The 19,310-nt window shown below is 46.8% G+C and carries 23 protein-coding genes; 15 read left to right on the forward strand and 8 right to left on the reverse strand.

From position 1 onward, the window contains the following. The first annotated feature begins 5 nt into the window (after nt 1-5). Both VIM88_RS07925 and VIM88_RS07930 read left to right on the forward strand, forming a co-directional pair. Entirely contained in the window at nt 6-686 is a 681-nt protein-coding gene (locus VIM88_RS07925) for a response regulator transcription factor (protein ID WP_331862395.1), read from the forward strand. Next, nucleotides 683-1,927, forward strand: a complete 1,245-nt coding sequence (locus VIM88_RS07930) for an ArsS family sensor histidine kinase (protein ID WP_331862353.1) — start codon at nt 683-685, stop codon at nt 1,925-1,927. The genes VIM88_RS07925 and VIM88_RS07930 overlap by 4 nt, the downstream gene beginning before the upstream one ends. Here VIM88_RS07930 and VIM88_RS07935 read toward each other — a convergent pair. The 4 genes from VIM88_RS07935 to hemB form a co-directional block, all read right to left on the reverse strand. After that, on the reverse strand, nt 1,924-3,228 hold the full coding sequence (locus VIM88_RS07935) for a (Fe-S)-binding protein (protein WP_331862354.1): 1,305 nt from the start codon (nt 3,226-3,228) through the stop codon (nt 1,924-1,926). The two genes, VIM88_RS07930 and VIM88_RS07935, sit on opposite strands and share 4 nt — an antisense overlap. Nucleotides 3,229-3,285: 57 nt before the next feature. After that, nucleotides 3,286-4,653, reverse strand: a complete 1,368-nt coding sequence (gene hemN / locus VIM88_RS07940; protein ID WP_331862355.1) for an oxygen-independent coproporphyrinogen III oxidase — start codon at nt 4,651-4,653, stop codon at nt 3,286-3,288. A 131-nt stretch (nt 4,654-4,784) separates the two neighbouring features. Further along, nucleotides 4,785-5,705, reverse strand: a complete 921-nt coding sequence (argF, locus tag VIM88_RS07945; protein ID WP_331862356.1) for an ornithine carbamoyltransferase — start codon at nt 5,703-5,705, stop codon at nt 4,785-4,787. 125 nt (nt 5,706-5,830) lie between these two features. Further along, entirely contained in the window at nt 5,831-6,802 is a 972-nt protein-coding gene (gene hemB / locus VIM88_RS07950) for a porphobilinogen synthase (protein WP_331862357.1), read from the reverse strand. Between the two features lie 111 nt (nt 6,803-6,913). Between hemB and ribA the strand changes: the two genes are divergently transcribed. The 7 genes from ribA (at nt 6,914) to VIM88_RS07985 (ending at nt 10,210) form a co-directional block, all read left to right on the forward strand. After that, nucleotides 6,914-7,480, forward strand: a complete 567-nt coding sequence (gene ribA, locus VIM88_RS07955) for a GTP cyclohydrolase II (RefSeq protein ID WP_331862358.1) — start codon at nt 6,914-6,916, stop codon at nt 7,478-7,480. Nucleotides 7,481-7,510: 30 nt separating this feature from the next. Beyond that, nucleotides 7,511-7,789 (forward strand): PqqD family protein, encoded by a 279-nt coding sequence (locus VIM88_RS07960; RefSeq protein ID WP_331862359.1) that lies wholly within the window; start codon nt 7,511-7,513, stop codon nt 7,787-7,789. Next, the gene (gene rsmG / locus VIM88_RS07965) at nt 7,786-8,376 is read left to right on the forward strand and encodes a 16S rRNA (guanine(527)-N(7))-methyltransferase RsmG (protein WP_331862360.1); all 591 of its coding nucleotides are present in this window, start codon (nt 7,786-7,788) and stop codon (nt 8,374-8,376) included. The genes VIM88_RS07960 and rsmG overlap by 4 nt, the downstream gene beginning before the upstream one ends. An 8-nt stretch (nt 8,377-8,384) precedes the next feature. Next, nucleotides 8,385-8,585: a PP0621 family protein gene (locus tag VIM88_RS07970; protein WP_331862361.1), complete on the forward strand. Its 201-nt coding sequence runs from the start codon at nt 8,385-8,387 to the stop codon at nt 8,583-8,585. Nucleotides 8,586-8,637: 52 nt separating this feature from the next. Next, the gene (locus tag VIM88_RS07975) at nt 8,638-9,018 is read left to right on the forward strand and encodes a hypothetical protein (protein ID WP_331862362.1); all 381 of its coding nucleotides are present in this window, start codon (nt 8,638-8,640) and stop codon (nt 9,016-9,018) included. Between the two features lie 6 nt (nt 9,019-9,024). Continuing rightward, entirely contained in the window at nt 9,025-9,705 is a 681-nt protein-coding gene (locus VIM88_RS07980; protein ID WP_331862363.1) for a rhomboid family intramembrane serine protease, read from the forward strand. A 67-nt stretch (nt 9,706-9,772) separates the two neighbouring features. Continuing rightward, the gene (locus VIM88_RS07985) at nt 9,773-10,210 is read left to right on the forward strand and encodes a hypothetical protein (protein ID WP_331862364.1); all 438 of its coding nucleotides are present in this window, start codon (nt 9,773-9,775) and stop codon (nt 10,208-10,210) included. A 3-nt stretch (nt 10,211-10,213) separates the two neighbouring features. On the opposite strand, the gene VIM88_RS07990 is transcribed toward VIM88_RS07985, so the two are convergent. From VIM88_RS07990 to bioD, 4 genes are all read right to left on the reverse strand, one after another. After that, nucleotides 10,214-10,498 carry a hypothetical protein gene (locus tag VIM88_RS07990; RefSeq protein WP_331862365.1) on the reverse strand — a complete coding sequence of 95 codons (285 nt, stop codon included), beginning with the start codon at nt 10,496-10,498 and terminating at the stop codon, nt 10,214-10,216. 45 nt (nt 10,499-10,543) lie between these two features. Continuing rightward, nucleotides 10,544-11,512: an aminodeoxychorismate synthase component I gene (locus VIM88_RS07995; RefSeq protein ID WP_331862366.1), complete on the reverse strand. Its 969-nt coding sequence runs from the start codon at nt 11,510-11,512 to the stop codon at nt 10,544-10,546. 107 nt (nt 11,513-11,619) lie between these two features. Then, nucleotides 11,620-12,498 (reverse strand): aspartate carbamoyltransferase catalytic subunit, encoded by an 879-nt coding sequence (locus VIM88_RS08000; RefSeq protein WP_331862367.1) that lies wholly within the window; start codon nt 12,496-12,498, stop codon nt 11,620-11,622. Nucleotides 12,499-12,555: 57 nt separating this feature from the next. After that, complete coding sequence (gene bioD / locus VIM88_RS08005) at nt 12,556-13,188, reverse strand: dethiobiotin synthase (protein ID WP_331862368.1); 633 nt, start codon at nt 13,186-13,188, stop codon at nt 12,556-12,558. A 64-nt stretch (nt 13,189-13,252) separates the two neighbouring features. On the opposite strand from bioD, the gene VIM88_RS08010 reads away from it, so the two are divergent. The 6 genes from VIM88_RS08010 to VIM88_RS08035 all read left to right on the forward strand — a co-directional run bounded on the left by VIM88_RS08010 (nt 13,253) and on the right by VIM88_RS08035 (nt 19,304). Further along, nucleotides 13,253-13,552 (forward strand): ATP-dependent Clp protease adaptor ClpS, encoded by a 300-nt coding sequence (locus VIM88_RS08010; RefSeq protein WP_331862369.1) that lies wholly within the window; start codon nt 13,253-13,255, stop codon nt 13,550-13,552. Nucleotides 13,553-13,595: 43 nt separating this feature from the next. Further along, nucleotides 13,596-15,788, forward strand: a complete 2,193-nt coding sequence (clpA, locus tag VIM88_RS08015) for an ATP-dependent Clp protease ATP-binding subunit ClpA (RefSeq protein ID WP_331862370.1) — start codon at nt 13,596-13,598, stop codon at nt 15,786-15,788. A 2-nt stretch (nt 15,789-15,790) separates the two neighbouring features. Beyond that, nucleotides 15,791-16,528: a leucyl/phenylalanyl-tRNA--protein transferase gene (gene aat, locus VIM88_RS08020; RefSeq protein ID WP_331862371.1), complete on the forward strand. Its 738-nt coding sequence runs from the start codon at nt 15,791-15,793 to the stop codon at nt 16,526-16,528. Further along, the gene (locus VIM88_RS08025; protein ID WP_331862396.1) at nt 16,518-17,513 is read left to right on the forward strand and encodes a transaldolase; all 996 of its coding nucleotides are present in this window, start codon (nt 16,518-16,520) and stop codon (nt 17,511-17,513) included. The genes aat and VIM88_RS08025 overlap by 11 nt, the downstream gene beginning before the upstream one ends. Nucleotides 17,514-17,535: 22 nt before the next feature. After that, on the forward strand, nt 17,536-18,675 hold the full coding sequence (locus tag VIM88_RS08030) for a PilT/PilU family type 4a pilus ATPase (RefSeq protein ID WP_331862372.1): 1,140 nt from the start codon (nt 17,536-17,538) through the stop codon (nt 18,673-18,675). A gap of 92 nt (nt 18,676-18,767) precedes the next feature. Beyond that, nucleotides 18,768-19,304 (forward strand): 50S ribosomal protein L25/general stress protein Ctc, encoded by a 537-nt coding sequence (locus VIM88_RS08035; RefSeq protein WP_331862373.1) that lies wholly within the window; start codon nt 18,768-18,770, stop codon nt 19,302-19,304. The last annotated feature ends 6 nt before the right edge of the window (nt 19,305-19,310 follow it).

A 19,310-nucleotide genomic window follows, 5' to 3' on the forward strand; every position in this document is an offset into this window, starting at 1 on the left:
ACATCATTATAAAAATACTCATTATAGAAGATGATCCGGAATTGGCACTCATCTTAACGAACTATCTTACGAAATTTGATATGGAAGTGATCGGTGCGGAGGATCCGTATATCGGGCTTTCTCTCCTGACACAGCATCAATTCGATCTGATCATTCTGGACTTGACGTTGCCCGGTATGGATGGTCTGGAGGTCATACCAAAGATCCGTGATATCAGTAATATCCCTATCATCATCTCTTCGGCGAGGGATGACATCACCGACAAGGTCATCGGTATGGAACGGGGTGCGGATGACTATATGCCAAAGCCTTACGATCCCAGGGAACTGGTCACCCGCATTAAAACGATCTTAAGACGTACACAGAGCGTGGAGGAGGCCGCAGCAGAAAAAGAAGAGCTGTTCGTGGCAGACCCCAATGCCAGAGAGATCCGGTTTAAAGGACATCCCTTGGAGCTGACCGCGGCAGAGTATGATGTGCTGGGTATGCTGCTGCAGCACAAGAACGGTTCTGTTTCAAGAGAGCAGCTTTTGTACGAAAGCGAGCACATCGATGATGACTCTTCGATCAAGAACATCGATGTGATCATCTCCCGCATACGGCAGAAGATCGCGAAAATAGACCCTGACAATATCTACATCAAACCCATTCGCGGAGTGGGATATCTTTTGACCGATCGCATATGAGAAACCTTTCCGTAACCACCTTTATACATATTCTTTTCTCTTTGGCGATCTCCATTCTGATCGCTACCTTTTTACTCTTTCTCTCCTGGGATAAAGACCGCCATAAGATCGAAGAGTATAAACGCTACCAGCTCGTCTCCATCACGTTCCTCTCAAATTTGCAGCTCAATCCCGGTGAAAAAGCACTGGAGCAGCTCTATAGAGACCTGAGGTTGAACCCCATACCTGAGAAAGACAGCGATGAGGTAAGGAAGCAGATAGAAGAACAGGGTGAGACGATCTTTACAGGGGGGTCTTCTCTCGGGCAGGTAAGGGTCTTTAGAATAAACGATAAATATTATATCTATGTGCAGCGTATGGAACACAATCTATTGCTGGAAGATGACCGGCGCGAGAACTACTATTTTGAGATAGCCGTCGCATTGGGTATTTTTCTGATCGGGTTGCTGCTTTTGATCTACGTGGCGGTTCTGAGAAAACTCTATCCCCTGAAAAAACTGCATAGACAGATACAGCGGTTTGCCCAGGGTGATATACAGACGCGTATTACCTATCAGTATGATGACGAGATAGGTAAAATAGCCAAAAGTTTTGATGATGCGATTATGCATATCAACGATCTGAGCAAGTCCAAGAATCTTTTCATGCGTAATTTGATGCATGAGCTTAAAACACCTATTACCAAAGGGCGTATCGTGGTAGAGATGATGGAAGACGAAGCCACCAAAAAGGTGCTCATACGCGCCTTTGAGCGAATGAACGAGCTGATCTCGGAACTGGCCGAGATAGAGAGGGTCACCACCCACAGTTTTGAACCGAATTTTGAATATGTGATGCTGGATGAAGTCGTACGAAGAAGTCTGGACCTTTTGATGGTAGGGAAAGAGCATGTAACGGTGGATGTGAAAAGTATCGCGTTGGCCTCTGATGTGAAACTGCTCTCCTTGGCCATTAAGAACTTACTGGATAACGGCATCAAGTACAGCAAAGACAAACATGTGACGCTCAGATCGGTCGATGATGGCCTGGAGGTCAGTTCCAAAGGTGAAAAGCTGCAACACCCTCTATCCTACTATATCGAGCCTTTTTCCCAGGAGGAGAAAAGAAGTTCAGGGTTTGGACTGGGGCTCTATATTGTCTACAGTATTCTGGAAAAACTGGGGTGCGGTCTGGAGTATAAGTACAGTGACGGATATAATATCTTTGTCATCAAGGCAGGAGAAGCCTGCCGTTTCGGTTAATCTTTCAGCGCCTCTGCGATCAGCTCCAAAGGATTCTTGAAGATGGTCTCTACGTCGGCGTTGTTCATCGCTTCGCTGAGCTGTACCCTGCAGGCAGAACATTCCGCACTGACATACTTGGCTTTTGTATCTTTGATCATGGCCGCTTTTGGCTTCCCTGCGGCTTCTGCAAGATGGAACTTCTCTGTCTGCATCGTCACCCCGCCAAATCCGCAACAGCGGTTTGGATCACTCATCTCTTTCATCGGATAGTTTTGCGCAAGCAGATTACGCGGTTCTTCCCAGATACCCTGTACTTTCCTCGCATGGCAAGGGTCATGGTAGGTGACGACGTCATCAAACTTTTTACCTTTTGTTTCCAGCAGTTTGACCAGATCGGTGTTGTTATAGAGCCATGCTGTTGCCATATGGATCTTTTCCGCCACTTTTTTGGCACGCTCTTCCCATTCAGGCATATCGTGATTTTTAAAGAAGACCTGCCAGTCATGTTTTACCATCGCTGAACAGGTCGCTTCCGGGATCAGCATCGCATCACACTCATCCATAAAGCCCTCAAAATATTCGATATTCTTTTTGGTCATATACTCTACAGAATCCACATCTCCGGTAAAGTAGGCCGGGGCACCACAACAGAGCTGTTTCTTGGGGATGAACACATCAATATTCAATTGTTTCAGTATCTCGACCAAGCTCTCACCGATATCCGTGTAGTTATAGTTGGCAAGACATCCGATGAAGATCGCTACACGAGGGTTTTTCTTTTCCTGCACGGGAGCCGGTATCTCTTCAGGATGGCTGTTTAAAAAACTTGTTTTTGCCAATGATGGAAGCAGTCTTCCTTTTTTTACCATCGGGAGGGAAAATCTTGCTCGAAGGCCTCTGCCTTTTTCATCCACGGACAATGCACAGGTTTTGAACATAAAGCCGAGCTTCATGACCAGGTCCATGATCCTGCGGTGGCGAAGCAGGTAGAAAAAAGCACGTTTGAACCATGCGATACCAAACTTGTCAGCAATGTCTGCACGCACCTCTTCGATGACCATATCCGTAGGCAGTGAGTTGGGGCAGACATCGACACAGTTGGTACAGAGGAAACAGGACTCGAAGATATCTTTGGCGTTCTTATCGAGTTCCAGATCTCCTTGCTGATAGGCACCCAAAAGGTCAATGAAGCCGCGAGGAGACGTGGTCTCATCCGGATTGACCTGGTGGATGGTACATACAGGGATACATTTACCGCATTTGATACAGGCTTCACTGGTATCGGTAAAGTTAAAAATCTCTTCTGGTGTTTTACTCATATTTCCTCTTTATACTTGTTCCCATATGATGCTGTGTGGGAATGCATATTTTTGTGATTATACCGTTTTTGAAAAACTTTTTTTGCTTTGCGCATATTTTTTCATATACGCATCAAATGGCATCGCAATGTTCCTGATCAGCAGGGTACCGGTAGTACTGACGGTGATCTTGTCTTCCGTGATCGTCACCAGATCAGCATCCACAAACTCCTGTAACGCCTCCAGCGCATCTGCAAAATACGCTTTAAATATGATATCGTGCTCTTGTTCCACACGTTTCATATCTATAGAGAAGTTTGCCATAAGCTCCATGATGACCGCTTTACGGATATAGTCATCCTCGCTGAGGTCCACCCCACGTTCATAGGGGAGCTTGCCTGCATCCAGCGCTGCTTCATAGACCTTCATATCTTTGGTGTTCTGCGCATAATAGCGTTCACCTTCACCGATACTGGTAAGACCGATACCTATAAGGTTGGAACCGCCCTTGGTGGTATAGCCTTGAAAGTTTCGGTGCAGTTCACCTTTTTCTATGGCGGCAAAAAGTTCATCTTCGGGTTTTGCAAAGTGGTCCATACCTACCATCTTATAGCCATTACTTTCAAAAAAGTCAATGGTGTATTGAAAGATCTTTAACTTTTCATTCGGTGTGGGGAGGGTGGTTTCATCAAATTTACGCTGTGTTTTCATCAGCCAGGGCACATGGGCATAATTGAAGACTGCCACCCTGTCTGGATCGAGCTGTGTCGAGAGTTTCAGGGTCTTCTTGAAGGTTTCGAGCGTTTGGTACGGTAATCCATAGATAAAGTCTGTATTGATGGACTTTATCCCATATTTTCTGGCAAGGTCCACTGCCTTTTGGGTGAGCTCCAAAGGTTGTACGCGGTGGATCTCTGTTTGGACCTTTTCATCGAGGTCCTGCACACCGAAGCTGATACGGTTGAAACCATGCTTCTGAAAGACCTTCATATGGTCTTCATTGAAGTATCGGGGGTCTATCTCGCAGGAAACCTCTGCCTCATCGCTCCAGTTCGGGAACCTGGACTTTATGTGGCTGACGATCTCATCCAGTTCAAAGGCCTTATAGTAGGTTGGTGTACCGCCGCCGAAATGAAACTGTATCACTTCACGCGAAGTATCGATATGTTTGGCCAAGAGGTCCACCTCTTTTTTCAGATATTCTATATAACGTGAAAGTTTCGCTTCCTTGGAGGTAAAGACAACATTGCATCCGCAGAAGTAGCAGGCTGACCGGCAGAATGGCAGATGCACATAGAGTGAGAGTTTTTCTTTCGAGTTTTCCAGGTAGTGTATATAGGCATCATAGCTGAAGGCATCACTGAATTCCAGGGCGGTAGGGTAGGAAGTGTATCTCGGTCCCGGCTTGGAATATTTGCTGAATTTTTCGAAATCTATCTTGCTCAAGTGCTTTCCTTTGGAAAGAGCGTTCAGCGTTCAGTGTTCAGAGGATGACTCTAGAAACTGAAAGTGAATGATGAACACTCAAATATAATTATTGTTTTATTTCTTTTCTTAACGCTAAACACTTGGTTGGGTCAGCGGTGCTGATCCAACCATACCATGATGCCTTTTTGGGCATGCAGTCTGTTCTCTGCTTCGCTGAAGATGACGTCAGCATGTTTCTCAAACGTCTCTTCGCTCACTTCATAGCCCCTGTAGGCAGGAAGACAGTGCAGGAATATCGCATCGGCTTTGGCCAAAGCCATCATGGATTCATCGACCATATATCCCTTGAAGGCTTTCATGCGGACCTCTTTTTCATCTTCCTGTCCCATGGAGACCCAGGTGTCCGTGGTGACCACATCACACCCTTTGACCGCCTCTCTGGGGTCATTGCCGAACGTGATCCTGGCGCCGCTCTCTTTGGCTATATCAAGCGCCTCTTTTACGATAGTCTCATCGCATTCATAGCCTTGAGGCGTAGCCACTCTCAGTTCAAACCCTAGTTTCGCTGCAAGCATCAGCCAGGAGTGTGTCATATTGTTCCCGTCACCGACATAGGCGACCACAGGGTCTTTGTCTTTGCCATGCTCTATCATCGTAAGGTAGTCGGTCATCAGCTGTACCGGGTGGTAGGAGTCTGTCAGCCCATTGATGACCGGTACTTTTGAGAAGCGTGCAAACTCTTCGAGCTTGGACTGTTCGAACGTGCGTATCATCACCATGTCGACCATGCGGCTGATAACACGGGCAGTATCTTTCATTGGTTCACCGCGACCCAGCTGTATGTCATTGGAAGAGAGGAAAAGACCTACACCGCCAAGCTGATAGATACCCGTCTCAAAACTCACACGTGTACGCGTGGAGCTCTTTTCAAATATCATTCCCAGTGTCTGGTGTTCCATATAGGGGACGAACTTGCGCTGTTTGGTTTGGCTCTTGATCTTCTGTGCCAATGCAATCATCTCCAAGATCTCGTCTTTGCTAAAATCTTTGAGGGTTAAAAAGTGTCTCATAGGACTATCCTTGATACATTAGATACCTAATACTAATGTAAAATTTAAAAGGAATCATTTTACCATAAAAGGTTGAAAGTTGCAGAAGCCTGCACCTTTCGTATGGGGCAGGAATTGCTGTGGAGTTACTTTTGGAGCAGTATCGCTGCCTCTTTTGCATGATAGGTAATGATGATATCCGCACCGGCACGTTTGAATGCCATGAGTGTTTCCATCATCACCTTGTCGTAATCTATCACACCGGCCTTTGCGGCCATCTTCAGCATGGCGTATTCACCGCTGACATTGTAGACTGCCAGCGGAAGTGACGTACTGTTCTTCACATCTCTTACGATGTCAAGGTAGGCCAGGGCAGGTTTCACCATCAGAATGTCCGCACCCTCTTTTTCATCTTCCTGACTCTCCAGGATGGCTTCATTTCTGTTAGCCGGGTTCATCTGGTAGGACCTTCTGTCCCCAAAACTGGGACTTGACTCGGCTACGTCACGGAAAGGTCCGTAGTAGGCAGAGGCAAACTTGGTTGAGTAGGACATGACCGGCAGGTTTTCAAAGCCTGCTGCATCCAGACCGCTACGGATGGCAGTGATCATACCGTCCATCATACCGGAAGGTGCTATCATATCAGCCCCTGCCTTGGCATGGATCACGGCCTGTTTGGCCAGGTTGCCCAGCGTAATGTCATTGTCGACCGTATGAAGTACAGGATCGATGACGCCGCAGTGCCCATGGTCTGTGTATTCACAGAAACAGAGATCGGTCACAACGAACATGTCAGGGTGGGCCGCTTTGACCTGACGTACCGTTTGCGCGATGATACCGTGCTCGCACATGGCATCCGACCCTACAGAATCCTTCGTATCGGGAATCCCAAAGAGGATGATGGCGTAGATACCAAGCCCTTTGAGCACCTCGCACTCTTTGATGATCTCATCGATGCTCATTTGATAGACCCCGGGCATGGAAGCTACTTCATCTTTGATGTCTGTGCCGCTTTTGGCAAAAAGAGGGTAGATGAAGTCATTGACAGAAAGATGGGTCTCCTGGAGCAGGTCTCTGAGGACGGGGTTGATCCTTTTTCTTCTCAAGCGTGCGAACATAGTTGATACCTTCATAAAATATTTTATTTATTTTAACAATTATATGGGACAATTATGGTTAATTTCCGATTTCTAATTTCTAATTTCTCATTTTTAAAGTATAATCTCATCATGAATACTATTGATATATCACAGATCGCCACGCTACCGACCAAATACGGCACCTTTAAGATACAAGCTTTCAGAGAGGGCAACAAAGAACATTTGGCCATTTTTACAGAGGATCTCTCGGATGCACCCATCGTGAGGGTACACTCCGAATGTCTGACCGGCGATGCACTGGGATCGGTGAAATGTGACTGCGGAGAGCAGCTTCACTATGCCCTGGCACTGATAGCCAGAGAGGGCGGTATGATCATCTATCACCGTCAGGAAGGACGTAATATTGGACTGCTCAACAAGGTCAATGCCTATGCGCTTCAGGATGCAGGGCTGGACACGGTAGCAGCGAACCACCAGTTGGGTTTCAAAGCGGACGAACGCACCTATGAAGTGGTAGAGTTCATTTTAAAACATTTTGGTATCAAAAAGCTGAAACTGCTTACCAACAATCCTAAGAAGATAGAGAGTCTTGGTGACATAGAGATCATAGAGCGCCTTCCTATCAAGATCAAACCGAACCCTCATAATGAAGGCTATCTCCAGGTCAAGAAAGAGCAGATGGGGCATCTGCTCTAAGCAGCACCCAAATCCAACAGAAGGACAACAATGGATCTCAATCAAAAAATCATCTTTGCAGATACCGTTTTCGCACAAGAGGTAGATGATGAAATGGTCATTCTCGATATGGAGAGTGAAAACTATTTTGGTCTTGATGAAGTGGGTACCTCCATTTGGCAGGCGATGCAGGAGCATGGAACGCTGCAGGATGTTTTCGATGCATTGCTGGAGCAGTACGATGTGGAGCCGGAGATCTTGGAAAAGGACCTCTCAGACTTTGTGGAGAAACTGCTTGAGAGCGGGCTGGTAGAGGTGAAAGCGCATTGAATCTGTCACAGTATCTGGATGCTGAGGGTATACAGCTCGAGCGTGAGACCATCGTCAAGCTGGAGAACTTCGCATCACTGTTGCATGAATGGAACCAGATCCATAACCTTACCGGAGCCAGGACCGTCGATGCGATCTATGTCAATATCATAGACTCTCTGTACCCTTTGACGTTTATCAAAAAACCCGAAACGCTCTTGGACGTGGGTACGGGAGCAGGCTTTCCCGGGCTTGTACTTGCGATCGCGCTGCCCGGAACCAGAGTGGTACTGGCTGAACCGCTGAAAAAGCGTGTCTCTTTCTTGAAGTACGCAGCGATAGATCTGGGGCTCTCCAATGTCAGCGTGGAGGCAAAAAGGGTGGAAGAGGTCGCAGATGAAGCGTTCGACCTTATCAGCTCCAGAGCGGTCACCAATACAAGACTGCTTTTGGAATTGACCTCGAAGATCAGTGACGCGCATACAGAATATCTTTTTTACAAAGGGTCCCGGGTCTTTGATGAGATAGAAGATGTACAACATCAGCTAAGATATGATATAGTACAAAAAAACCAGCGAAACTACCTATATATAAAGAACGAACAATGATTTTAAAATTGCTAATTTTTGCTATTGCAGCAGTACTTATCTATAAACTTTTTGGAGGCAGACTTCCAACCTTCGGCAAGAGTCCGCATGAAAAAAAACTGGAGGATGACACACTGGTGGAATGCGATACCTGCCATACCTATGTCACGGTAAAAGAGAGCATCATCGTAGGCGGTAAATATTATTGTTCCAGAGAGTGTGTTCCGTAGGCCAGGATGGCTTTGAATGAACGGCACATATCAGATCGAAAAAGGAGTACGGATGATCATTATTGGACACCCATGGATAAAAAGCAATCGGTTCTTTAAAGTATTTTCCATTGAAGGTATCGAGAAGAGCAAACCGGATGATATCATTTTACTTGAACCTTTGGTGGATTCACATACCTATGCACAGCATTGCCAGGCCAATGGGATCCCTTTTGCAGTAGCGGTCAATACCCTGGATGATGCACTCTTTGCCAATGCATTAGGCGCAAAGTATATCATCTGTGAAGAGGATGAAGCTTTGATGATCCAGCCTGTCGCGCAGGAGTACCTTTTTGATACCCGTGTCCTGGTGCTTATCCACAGTGAAAAAGAGATCAGTAAAATAGCAAGGGGCGGCATAGATGGCGTGATCTTTGATAGTGCCATCTACTAGGCATCAATGAAAGCCGATATCAAACGTTACACACTGACCTATACCCTGATAGCCTGCAGCACGGTTGTCTATCTCTTCTTAGCACTCTTGAGCCAAAGCCTGATAGATATGGAGTTGCAGACCCTAGTGGATATGGGTGCCCTCTACGGCCCGCTGACAGTGCTGAAGGGTGAGTGGTGGAGGCTGTTGAGTGCCATGTTCCTGCATGGGGGTATGACCCACCTGCTGATGAATATGTTTTCCCTTTACCTGATAGGCCGGGGGGCGGAAATGTATTTTGATACCAAGTCCTACCTGAGCATTTATTTTTTCTCGGGCCTGATAGGCGGACTGGTCTCTCTCTATGTGCACCCTGTAAGTGTGGGGGTCGGTGCGTCTGGGGCTGTCTTTGGTGTGTTTGGGGCATTGGCCGGTTTCTTCCTGGCACATAAAGAGAAGATAGCCTCCTACACCAAAAGCTTTATGAAAGATTTTACTGTCATCATCGTGATCAATCTTGTGATAGGCTTTTCTATCCCCAGCATTGATGTCAGTGCCCATATAGGGGGGCTGATCGTGGGCTTTATAGGCGGATTTGCACTTTCCAAAGATCCAAGATGGATCTGGATCTACAGCACGGCGATGGTGCTTGTCATCCTTGCCATTGCCAGCTACCTGCCTGACCGCTATGCGCAGCTATTATTTTAAGTGTTTCCTGCTCTCCTTTTTTCTTGCAGGGTGTGCGGTTACTCCGCCTTCGGTACCGCAAGACAAGGTGACACGGCTCACGATTCTCTTGCAGTCGCTCGATAGCAATATCCCTCCAAGTGAGGCTGAGCAGCTCTCAAAAGATATTTTTCATCGCACGCAGCTGCTGACCAAAGAGTTCGCACTGACCTCTCCGCCGGTATTTCATAATTTCCTGGTGAATGTGGGCTTGCGTGACAAAGGACTCTGCTTCCATTGGAGTGATGCCCTCTATATCTATCTCTCTGAGAAACGCTATGCCTCGTTTGAATTTCATTTGGCCGGGGCGAACATAGGGGAATATTTTTATGAACACAATGCCTTGGTCGTGGTCGCAAAGGGGGGAAAAGTAGAGGAGGGGGTCCTTATAGATCCATGGAGAGATTCGGGAGAGCTTTTCTTCTCTACTGTGAAGAACGATGATGCCTATCGATGGCACCATCGGCCGGCCAGAGGCTGCCGTTAGATGCTACTCTTCTATAGGCTCGTCATAGATGCCTGATTCGCGCAGTTCTGCCGCTTCTGCTTCCAAAGCTTCCTTTTCTGCTTCAGAAAGGGCGTCTTCGGGTTCTGAGGCTTCAATCTTCTCCCGGCCTGCATCAGATCCGGATTCGGGTTGGGCATCTTCTGTGATTTCAGGTGCTTCCTGCTCTTCTGCATAGGGTTCTGTCGGAGAGGTTTCTTCTTCTGCCATCGCAGCAGAGTGAAAGAGTAGCAAAAAAGAAAAGGCGATATTCGATACTAGTCTGGACATATTGAACCTTTGTACGTTTTGATAGACTAGTTTACAAAAATATGGCTAAAAAGGCAAATAGATCTTATCCAGCAACTCTTCATATTCACTGTTGACATCAGAGTCGATGGTAATGCCCCCGCCGCTTTTGTAAAACAACGTGCCATTCTCTTTTTCGATGAAACGGATCATGACCCCCGAACGCAGGGACCTGCCGTCGAAAACACCGAATACCCCTGTATAGAATCCTCTCTCCCCCTTTTCTACCTGCCTGATGATGTTCAGCGTACTTTTCTTAGGGGTTCCGGAGATGGAGCCTGCAGGGAGTATCTGACGGAGCAGTGTACCTACGTGATCTTTCCAGTCTGGGGGCAGGGTCGCTGTGATCTTCGAACTGACCTGCAGTAGCTCTTTTTCACCTGCCTGTATCTTCTCTACATAACGGAACTTCTCTACTGTGACGTCTGACCCGATGATCCCGAGGTCGTTTCGCATCAGGTCCACGATCATCACATGCTCGGCCATCTCTTTCTCATCGGACAATATCTTCTCTTTGGCATGGGGCAGGCTGGCATCTATGGTCCCTTTCATAGGGTATGTCGCTATCGTGTTCTCTGTTATTTCCACAAAGCGTTCCGGAGAGAAGCAGACGAACTGGTCTTTAAAATAGAGTTTGAACTTTGCCCTGGCATAGGTAAAGATCTCTTTGAGCGTGAAAGAGCTCTCTACCGGTGTTCTGAACGTGAGGTTGAGCAGGTAGGTATTGCCCGAACGTATCTCTTCGAGTACCTGATCGAACGCTTTTTTATAGGTGCCGAAGTCTACGGGGGATCTGGAGAAGCTACATGCCCTGGTACGTTTTTGGACAGGGTAGTTCCGCCACGCTTCGAGTTTATAGAAAATATCCTCGTCCAGTGAGTCAAGCGGTTTGGCAAAGATCCTGTCCTGTTCAAAAGAAGTGATGAAAAGAAAAGGGGTACGTGCTTTTGAGAGTCTGTTCATCTCTTCAAAACCATTTTCTTTATTAAGCCACATTTAAAAGTACCAGCTTTTTAATCGATTGTGTTTTTGTAGGGGTGGACCCCTGTGGCCACCCTCGGATCGAGACGGGGCTCGACCCCTACAGAGATCTAGAATATCCATTAAGAGTCTAGAAGCAACAGTTTCAGGATAGCCATACGCATATACACCCCGTTCCTGACCTGGGTCAGCACCTTGCACCTTGGGTCTTCAAGTATCTCATCGGAGATGTCAATGTTTCGCATGACTGGACCCGGGTGCAGGATGAGTATATCTCTGCTGCCCAAACGCTCGGCATTGATGCAGTAGTGCTCAGCATACTCTTCATAGTCATCGAAAATAGGGGAAGCGTGGCGTTCGAGCTGTGCCCTGAGGGACATGATGACATCCACTTTGTTCAGGACATCTTCGAGTCTCTCATATTTCGGCAGGTCGCTTTGGGGCATGAACGGTTTTGGCGCGACCAGGATCACATTCATACCCATGCGTGTCAGCAAACGTATCGCCGAACTTGCCACACGTGAACTTATGATGTCGCCTACAATGGCCAGGGTTTTACCCCGGACCTCCCCGTCAAAATGTTCCATCAAGGTAAAGAGGTCAAGCAGCGCCTGGGTAGGGTGCGCATAGTTTCCTGCCCCTGCATTGATGACAGAGGTCATCTGCATATCCGCCAATAGTCCGGGAGCTTCATTTTCAGAGTGGCGTATGATCACACCATCTGGATCCATGGCACAAAGGTTTGCAAAGGTGTCCTCCAGGGACTCCCCTTTGTTCGTAGAACTTTTGCTCGGGTCAAGATGGACCACCGCAGCTCCGAGCCTCTTGGCCGCCACTTCAAAAGAGGAGCGGGTCCGGGTCGATGCTTCAAAAAAAAGGGTAATAAGAAGTTTGTCTCTTAGGAGATGGGAAGGATGCTGCTGTTTAAAAGCCCTGGCATCATCAAGCAGCTGTGCTATTTGGGCATCAGAAAGGTCAAGGGTATCTATGAGATGTTGCATGGCATCGTATCCTTCGTCATTTATATATGAGGTTTGAGACTTATGATGTGATTATAGCTAATAGGTGCTAATAAACTTTTGTAAGCCTTTGTCCACACTCCACCAATTAGGAAATCGTTCATCATAAAATGGCTGTGTCACTTCGGGGAAACTCTCTTCATCTTCAAATATATTGACACACCAGTCAAATGTGATATGGCGGGAATTCAGGGCTTCATGCGAAAGCAGCGTGTCATTGATGCATCCCAGGCGGCTCGGAGTGACCAGGAGTACATCGGATCCCAACTTCTCGATCAGGTCTATCATCATCAGATCCTTGGTGATCGGAACCATCAGTCCCCCCGCACCTTCTACCAAAAGTATGTCACAGAGCTTTGAGAGAGCATGGTACCGGTCTAGGATCCTGTCCAGGCTTATCTCATGGTTCGTATCTGCGCAAAAAGGGGCAGCGGGAAGAGGAAAAGTGTAGGCGGTGATGTCCTCCGGAGTGAAATGTTTGAAGTTTTCATTAACCTTTTGGCAAGCTTTTAGCAGTAAACTGGCATCATGCGCTATAGTGCCGACACCTGTCTCGATGGGCTTGTAGGCACCGACAGCCAAACCTCTATCGGAAAGGAGTTCGATCAGTCGCAGCGTGGTATGTGTTTTGCCAACATTGGTCCCTGTTGCGGTGATGAAAAGTGACTGCATTGGCAATTCTCCATTTTTTTATGTATAATAGTCATATATTTCACAACTAGGATTTTAACATAATATGCCAAAGATAGAACACGAATTGGAATTTGAGTTACAGCTAGAAGAACCGCAGATGTTTAAAGTGCTGTTGCATAATGATGACTACACCAGTATGGATTTTGTGGTGGAAGTGCTCACCACTATTTTTCACAAGAGTTATGTGGAGGCGGAAAGGATCATGCTGCACATCCATGAAACAGGCAAAGCCGTATGTGGTGTATACTATTTTGAAATAGCACAAACCAAAGCGCATCAGGTCAAACAGAAAGCAAAACAAAATGAGTTTCCATTGCTTGCTACTATCGAAGAGGATAGATAAAGTTTCGAAATGACAAGAAGAAAGAGAACCAAAAGGATTATAAATGATTAGTATGGCACTTAATGATGTATTTAAACAAGCGGTAAGCTATGCCAAAGAGAACAGACATGAGTACTTGACAGTAGAACATGTATTTTTGGCGATCGTAAGAAGTGGTGCAGGGAAGGATATATTTTCCATATTGAACGCAGACCTCACTGCACTTGAAGCAGGTATCATCGAGCATATCACAAAGACCATCCCCGCACTGCAGGAAGCGGTCGAACCGTTTGAAACGGTTGCCCTTTCCCGTGCGATCAATGACATGATGACACAGATACACTCTTCAGGCAGGACCGAAGCCAGCATAGGGGATATGATAGCGGCTATCTTCATGCAGGAACACTCTTATGCGGTCTACCTGATGAAAAAAGAGGGGATCGCGCGTGTGGATGTGCTTGAAGTGATCTCGCACCGCTATGATAAAACTAGCACGAAAAGTGACGAGAAAAAAGAAGAGACGCTGCTGGACAAGTTCACGATGGAACTGGTAGGCCTTGCAAAGACAGGAAAGATAGACCCCGTCGTAGGAAGGCTGGATGAGATAGAGCGCGTGATGCAAACACTGTGTCGTCGTAAAAAGAACAACCCTCTGCTTGTAGGTGAGCCCGGGGTGGGTAAAACGGCCATTGCTGAAGGCTTGGCACTGAAGATCTCTGAAGGAGATGTGCCTGATATCCTTAAAAAATCAAAGGTCTATGCCCTGGATATGGGAGCCTTGGTAGCCGGAACAAAATACAGGGGAGATTTCGAGAAGCGCCTCAAAGGGATCATCCAGGAGCTTACCGCACAAAAGGATGCTATTTTATTCATCGATGAAATCCATACGATGGTGGGCGCGGGAGCGACCAGCGGCGGAAGCATGGATGCCTCCAACCTGCTTAAACCCGCACTTGCCCGCGGTGATTTGAAGTGTATCGGTGCGACCACCTATGCGGAGTTCAGAAACTTTTTTGACAAAGACAAAGCGCTCAGCCGAAGGTTTGCGAAGGTGGATGTGGAAGAACCGAGTGTGGAAGATACCTTTACGATCCTCAAAGGGGTACAGCATAAGTACGAAGCGTACCATAAGATCACATTCACGGACGAGGCGCTGCAGTCGGCGATCGATCTTTCGGTGAAGTACCTGCATGACAGGTTCTTGCCGGATAAGGCGATGGATATCATTGATGAGGTAGGTGCGCACTTTATGCTTAAGGGGCAAGAGGGTGTGACCGTCAAGCCTAAAGATATTGAAGAGAGCGTGGCCAAGATCATGAAGCTCCCTTCTACGGTGATCAGTACGGATGATACGAAAAAACTGAAAACCCTGGAGAAGGACCTGGCGGCACATATCATCGGGCAGGACGAGGCGATCAAGGCATTGTCCACAGCGATCAAACGTTCGTATGCAGGACTGAACGCAGGGGACAAGCCGATAGGAAGCTTCCTGTTCGTAGGACCGACGGGCGTGGGTAAAACAGCGCTTGCAACACAGCTGGCCAAAACCATGAACGTGCACTTTGAAAGACTGGACATGTCCGAGTATATGGAGCCTCATGCGGTCAGCCGTCTGGTAGGTGCACCTCCGGGGTATGTAGGGTATGAGCAGGGGGGACTGCTGACCGAAATGATCAAAAAGCATCCGCATACGGTACTGCTTTTGGATGAGATAGAAAAAGCACATCCGGATATCATGAATATCCTGCTTCAGGTGATGGACGGGGCGAAACTGACGGACAATAACGGTGTGGTCTCTGACTTTAAGAACGTCATACTGATCATGACCTCCAACATCGGTACCAAAGAGGCCAATGTCATGGGCTTCCACAAAGACACTTCCATGAAGACCGACAAAGCGTTGGCAGCTTTCTTCTCTCCTGAGTTCAGGAACCGTTTGAGTGCAACGATCATGTTCAATACGCTCTCGCTGGATGTACTGATAGGTATCGTGGATACAGAGATCGATAAGCTCAATGTGCTCCTCAAACCGAAAGACGTGACAGTGAAACTCGATAAAAAAGCCAAGGAGTACCTGGCAAAAGAAGGGTATGACGAACGCTATGGTGCGAGACATATCGGACGCGTGATAGATGCCAAAGTGAAAGAAGCATTGACAGATGAGATATTGTTCGGAAAACTCAAAAAAGGCGGTTTGGTCAAAGTGGGTTATAAAGGGGAAAAACTGCAGTTTGTCTTTGAGGGAAACAAGCATTAGCAATGGCTTCAATGTTTGACGAAGACAATTACTATGTACCGCAGTTGAACAGACATTTCCTAGCGTTCCCGAACCCTCGTTTTGCCCCGGATGAAGGCCTGCTCGCCTACGGCGGCGACCTCACCCCTGCCAGGCTGCTGGCAGCATACAGACAGGGGATATTCCCCTGGTATAGCGAGGGCGAACCCATACTCTGGTGGTCCCCCAACCCCAGATTGCTTCTTTTTCCTGAAAAATTTAAAGTACGGAAGTCCTTTAGACGGGTGTTGCGTTCCGGAAAATTTACGGTCACCTTTGATACACGTTTTTCTGAAGTGATCACCTATTGTGCCAGTGTCCCCAGAAAAGGGCAGGAGAGTACCTGGATAGTCCCTGAAATGAAAGAAGCCTATATACGTCTGCATGAGGAAGGATTTGCGCACAGTGTGGAGGTGTATAAAGAAGGCAGACTCGTAGGAGGACTGTACGGGGTAGCGATGGGGAAAGCCTTTTTTGGAGAGTCCATGTTCTCTTTGGTACCCGATGCATCCAAGGTGGCCTTTAAAGCACTCAGTGATGTTTTAGGCAGTAAAGGTTATGATTTTATAGACTGTCAGATGAAAACAGATCATATGGTGGGTTTGGGCGCTGAGGTGGTTGAGAGAGATATTTTTCTTGAGCTGCTAGAAGAGACGGTGGATAAGCCTATGGATTTTGGTTCATGGCAGCACTTTAAGTGGGAGTATAATGATGGTGAATAGGGATATAGGGTTCTCTTTGTGGTTGGACTTCGTAGAGAGGGATTTTCTTAAAAATAAGTTTACGAAATTGATTGAAGAAGGTGTGATCAATGGAGCTACGAGCAACCCGTCTATCTTTGCTTCAGCGATAACGACCTCCCCTGCTTATCAAGAACAGCTCTCTTCTCTGGCCGGCAAAAGCCCAAAAGAGAAGTATGAAGCCCTTGCGATAGAAGATATACGAACAGCTGCACAGGCATTAAGACCTGCCTACGATGAAGGGAATGACGGGTATATCTCCATAGAGGTCGACCCTTTTCTCTCCAATGACACCGAAGGCACTATTGCAGAAGGGCAGAGACTCTTTGCTGCGATCGGCGAGCCCAATGTCATGATAAAAGTACCTGCTACAGAAGCAGGGTATGATGCGATGACCGAACTGTTGAGCACGGGTATCTCTGTCAATGCCACATTGATCTTTTCTCCTGAGCAAACCAGAAAAGCGCTTAAAGCGATGAAAAAAGGTTTGGATAGTTTTGAAAAGGATGGCGGACTGAGAGCAGAAGCTGTGATCTCTGTCTTTGTCAGCCGTTTTGACAGGCTGCTTGATGCCGATCTCGAACAAGAAGGCATCTCTGTTGCCAAAACAGGTATCTACAATGCTGCAAAGATCTACAACCTTATCGAAGCGAACCATACACCTAGTGTACGCACCCTTTTCGCAAGTACCGGCGTAAAAGGCGATACGCTGCCGCCAGACTACTACATGAGAGAACTCCTTGCGCCGCACTCGGTCAATACTGCACCGCTTGAAACCATAGAGGCCTTTATCGCAAAAAAGGCACCGGCACCCAAGTTTCCTTTGGAAGAGAGTGAGATCAACGGCTATTTTACGAAATTGGCCGATAATGGGTTTGATATGAAGAAAGTGTATAAACAACTTCTGAAAGAAGGGCTTGAGGCATTTGAAAAAGCATTTCAAGAGATGCTTGACGCTTTAAAATAAATACTACCCCAAAGGGATAATCGTGGAAGAAAAACTTAAGTTATATCTTAAAACAATGATCAGCAACAGTGGAAGTGACCTCCACCTTAAATCGGGCTCTCAGGTCAGGGTACGTATACATGGTGTCCTGAAGGTTTTGGGGAAAGATCCTCTGAGTGCAGAAATGATGGATAAGCTGGCCCAGGAGATCACGACGGCCGATCAGTATGAAAAGTTACAAATGGACAGGAACCTGGACTTTTCTTATGTGTTAGGAGAAGACAGCAGGTTTCGTGTAAACTTTTTTTATCAAATGGATGGCCTGAGCGCGGTTTTCCGTATTATTCCGGTGAAGATATTGACATTGGATGAATTGAATCTGCCGCCGGTCATCAAAACATTTACAGAGATACAAAGAGGGCTTGTGCTTGTGACCGGTGTGACAGGGTCCGGTAAATCTACGACGCTGGCAGCGATACTTGACAAGATCAACAGAGAACAGAAGAAACATATCATCACCGTAGAAGACCCTATTGAGTTCGTCCATAAGGACAGAGGGTGTCTGATCAACCAGAGGGGTATCGGTCCCGATGCACACTCTTTTTCAGATGCACTGAGAGCGGCACTGAGAGAAGACCCGGATATTATCCTTGTAGGGGAGATGAGGGACCTGGAGACGATCGATATCGCCCTTCATGCTGCCAATACCGGGCACCTGGTATTTTCAACACTGCATACACTGGATGCGAAAGAGACGATAGACAGGATCGTCGGTATGTTTGGGAATGAAGAGCAGAACCGTATCCGTATGTCCCTGGCTTCGGTACTTGAGGGTGTCATTTCCCAAAGGCTGATCCCCACAAAACGCGGAGGCAGGGTCGCAGGTATCGAAGTGCTTAAAAAAACAGCAAGAATAGAACAGCTGATAGTGGAAAACCGTGATGCCGAGATCCCGGATGCCCTTTTTGACGGGAAAGAGATCTACGGTACGCAAACCTTTGACCAGGCACTGTTGGATCTCCTGAGAAAGGGCGAGATCACAGACGAGACCGCACTGGAGTATGCAACCAATCCTGCAGACCTGAAGCTTAAAATGCAGGGTGTGGGAAAAGGGGCCATCGTGGATGAACATGCGAAACCCAAAGAGGATGATGTCTTTGGTTTCAAAGAGGATGAAGATTAATTTAATACAAACTGGGTATAATTCGCGTCTATTTTACTAAATGAAGCAATTGATTGAGTAAAAAAATTATACAATAGTCATAAAGGACAGATATGTTAGAAGGTATCGTTAGAGAGAGTATCGGCAAGCGTAATGCAAAGCAGCTTAAAAGAGATGGTTATCTAATCGCAAACATTTATGCAAATGGTGTTGAAAATATCAACGCTGCATTTAAACGCGGAGAATTCATCAGAACAGTAAGAAATAAAGAGACACTGACATTCCCCGTAAAAGTTGGCGATAAAGAGCTGAATGTATTTATCCAAGAGTATCAATTTCACCCGGTAAACGGTGATGCGACCCACGTAGATCTGAGAATCGCAGTTCCTGGGCAGGTAACAGATTTCCTTGTACCGGTGGTAACACATGGTACACCGGTCGGTCTTAAGAACAAAGGTGTACTTATCATGTCTAAAAAAAGATTGAAAGTAAGAGGCGCTGTTGAAAACATGCCTGCTAAATTTGATCTTGACGTGACACCACTGAACAGAGATGACTCTATTCTTGTAAGAGACATTGAAGTACCTGCAAACTGCAAAATGATGGATAGACCGGATGTGGCTATCTGTGGTGTGATCAAAGCTAAATAATCCTCA

This window comes from Sulfurovum sp., assembly GCF_036568385.1.
In the GTDB taxonomy this organism is placed as follows: domain Bacteria; phylum Campylobacterota; class Campylobacteria; order Campylobacterales; family Sulfurovaceae; genus Sulfurovum.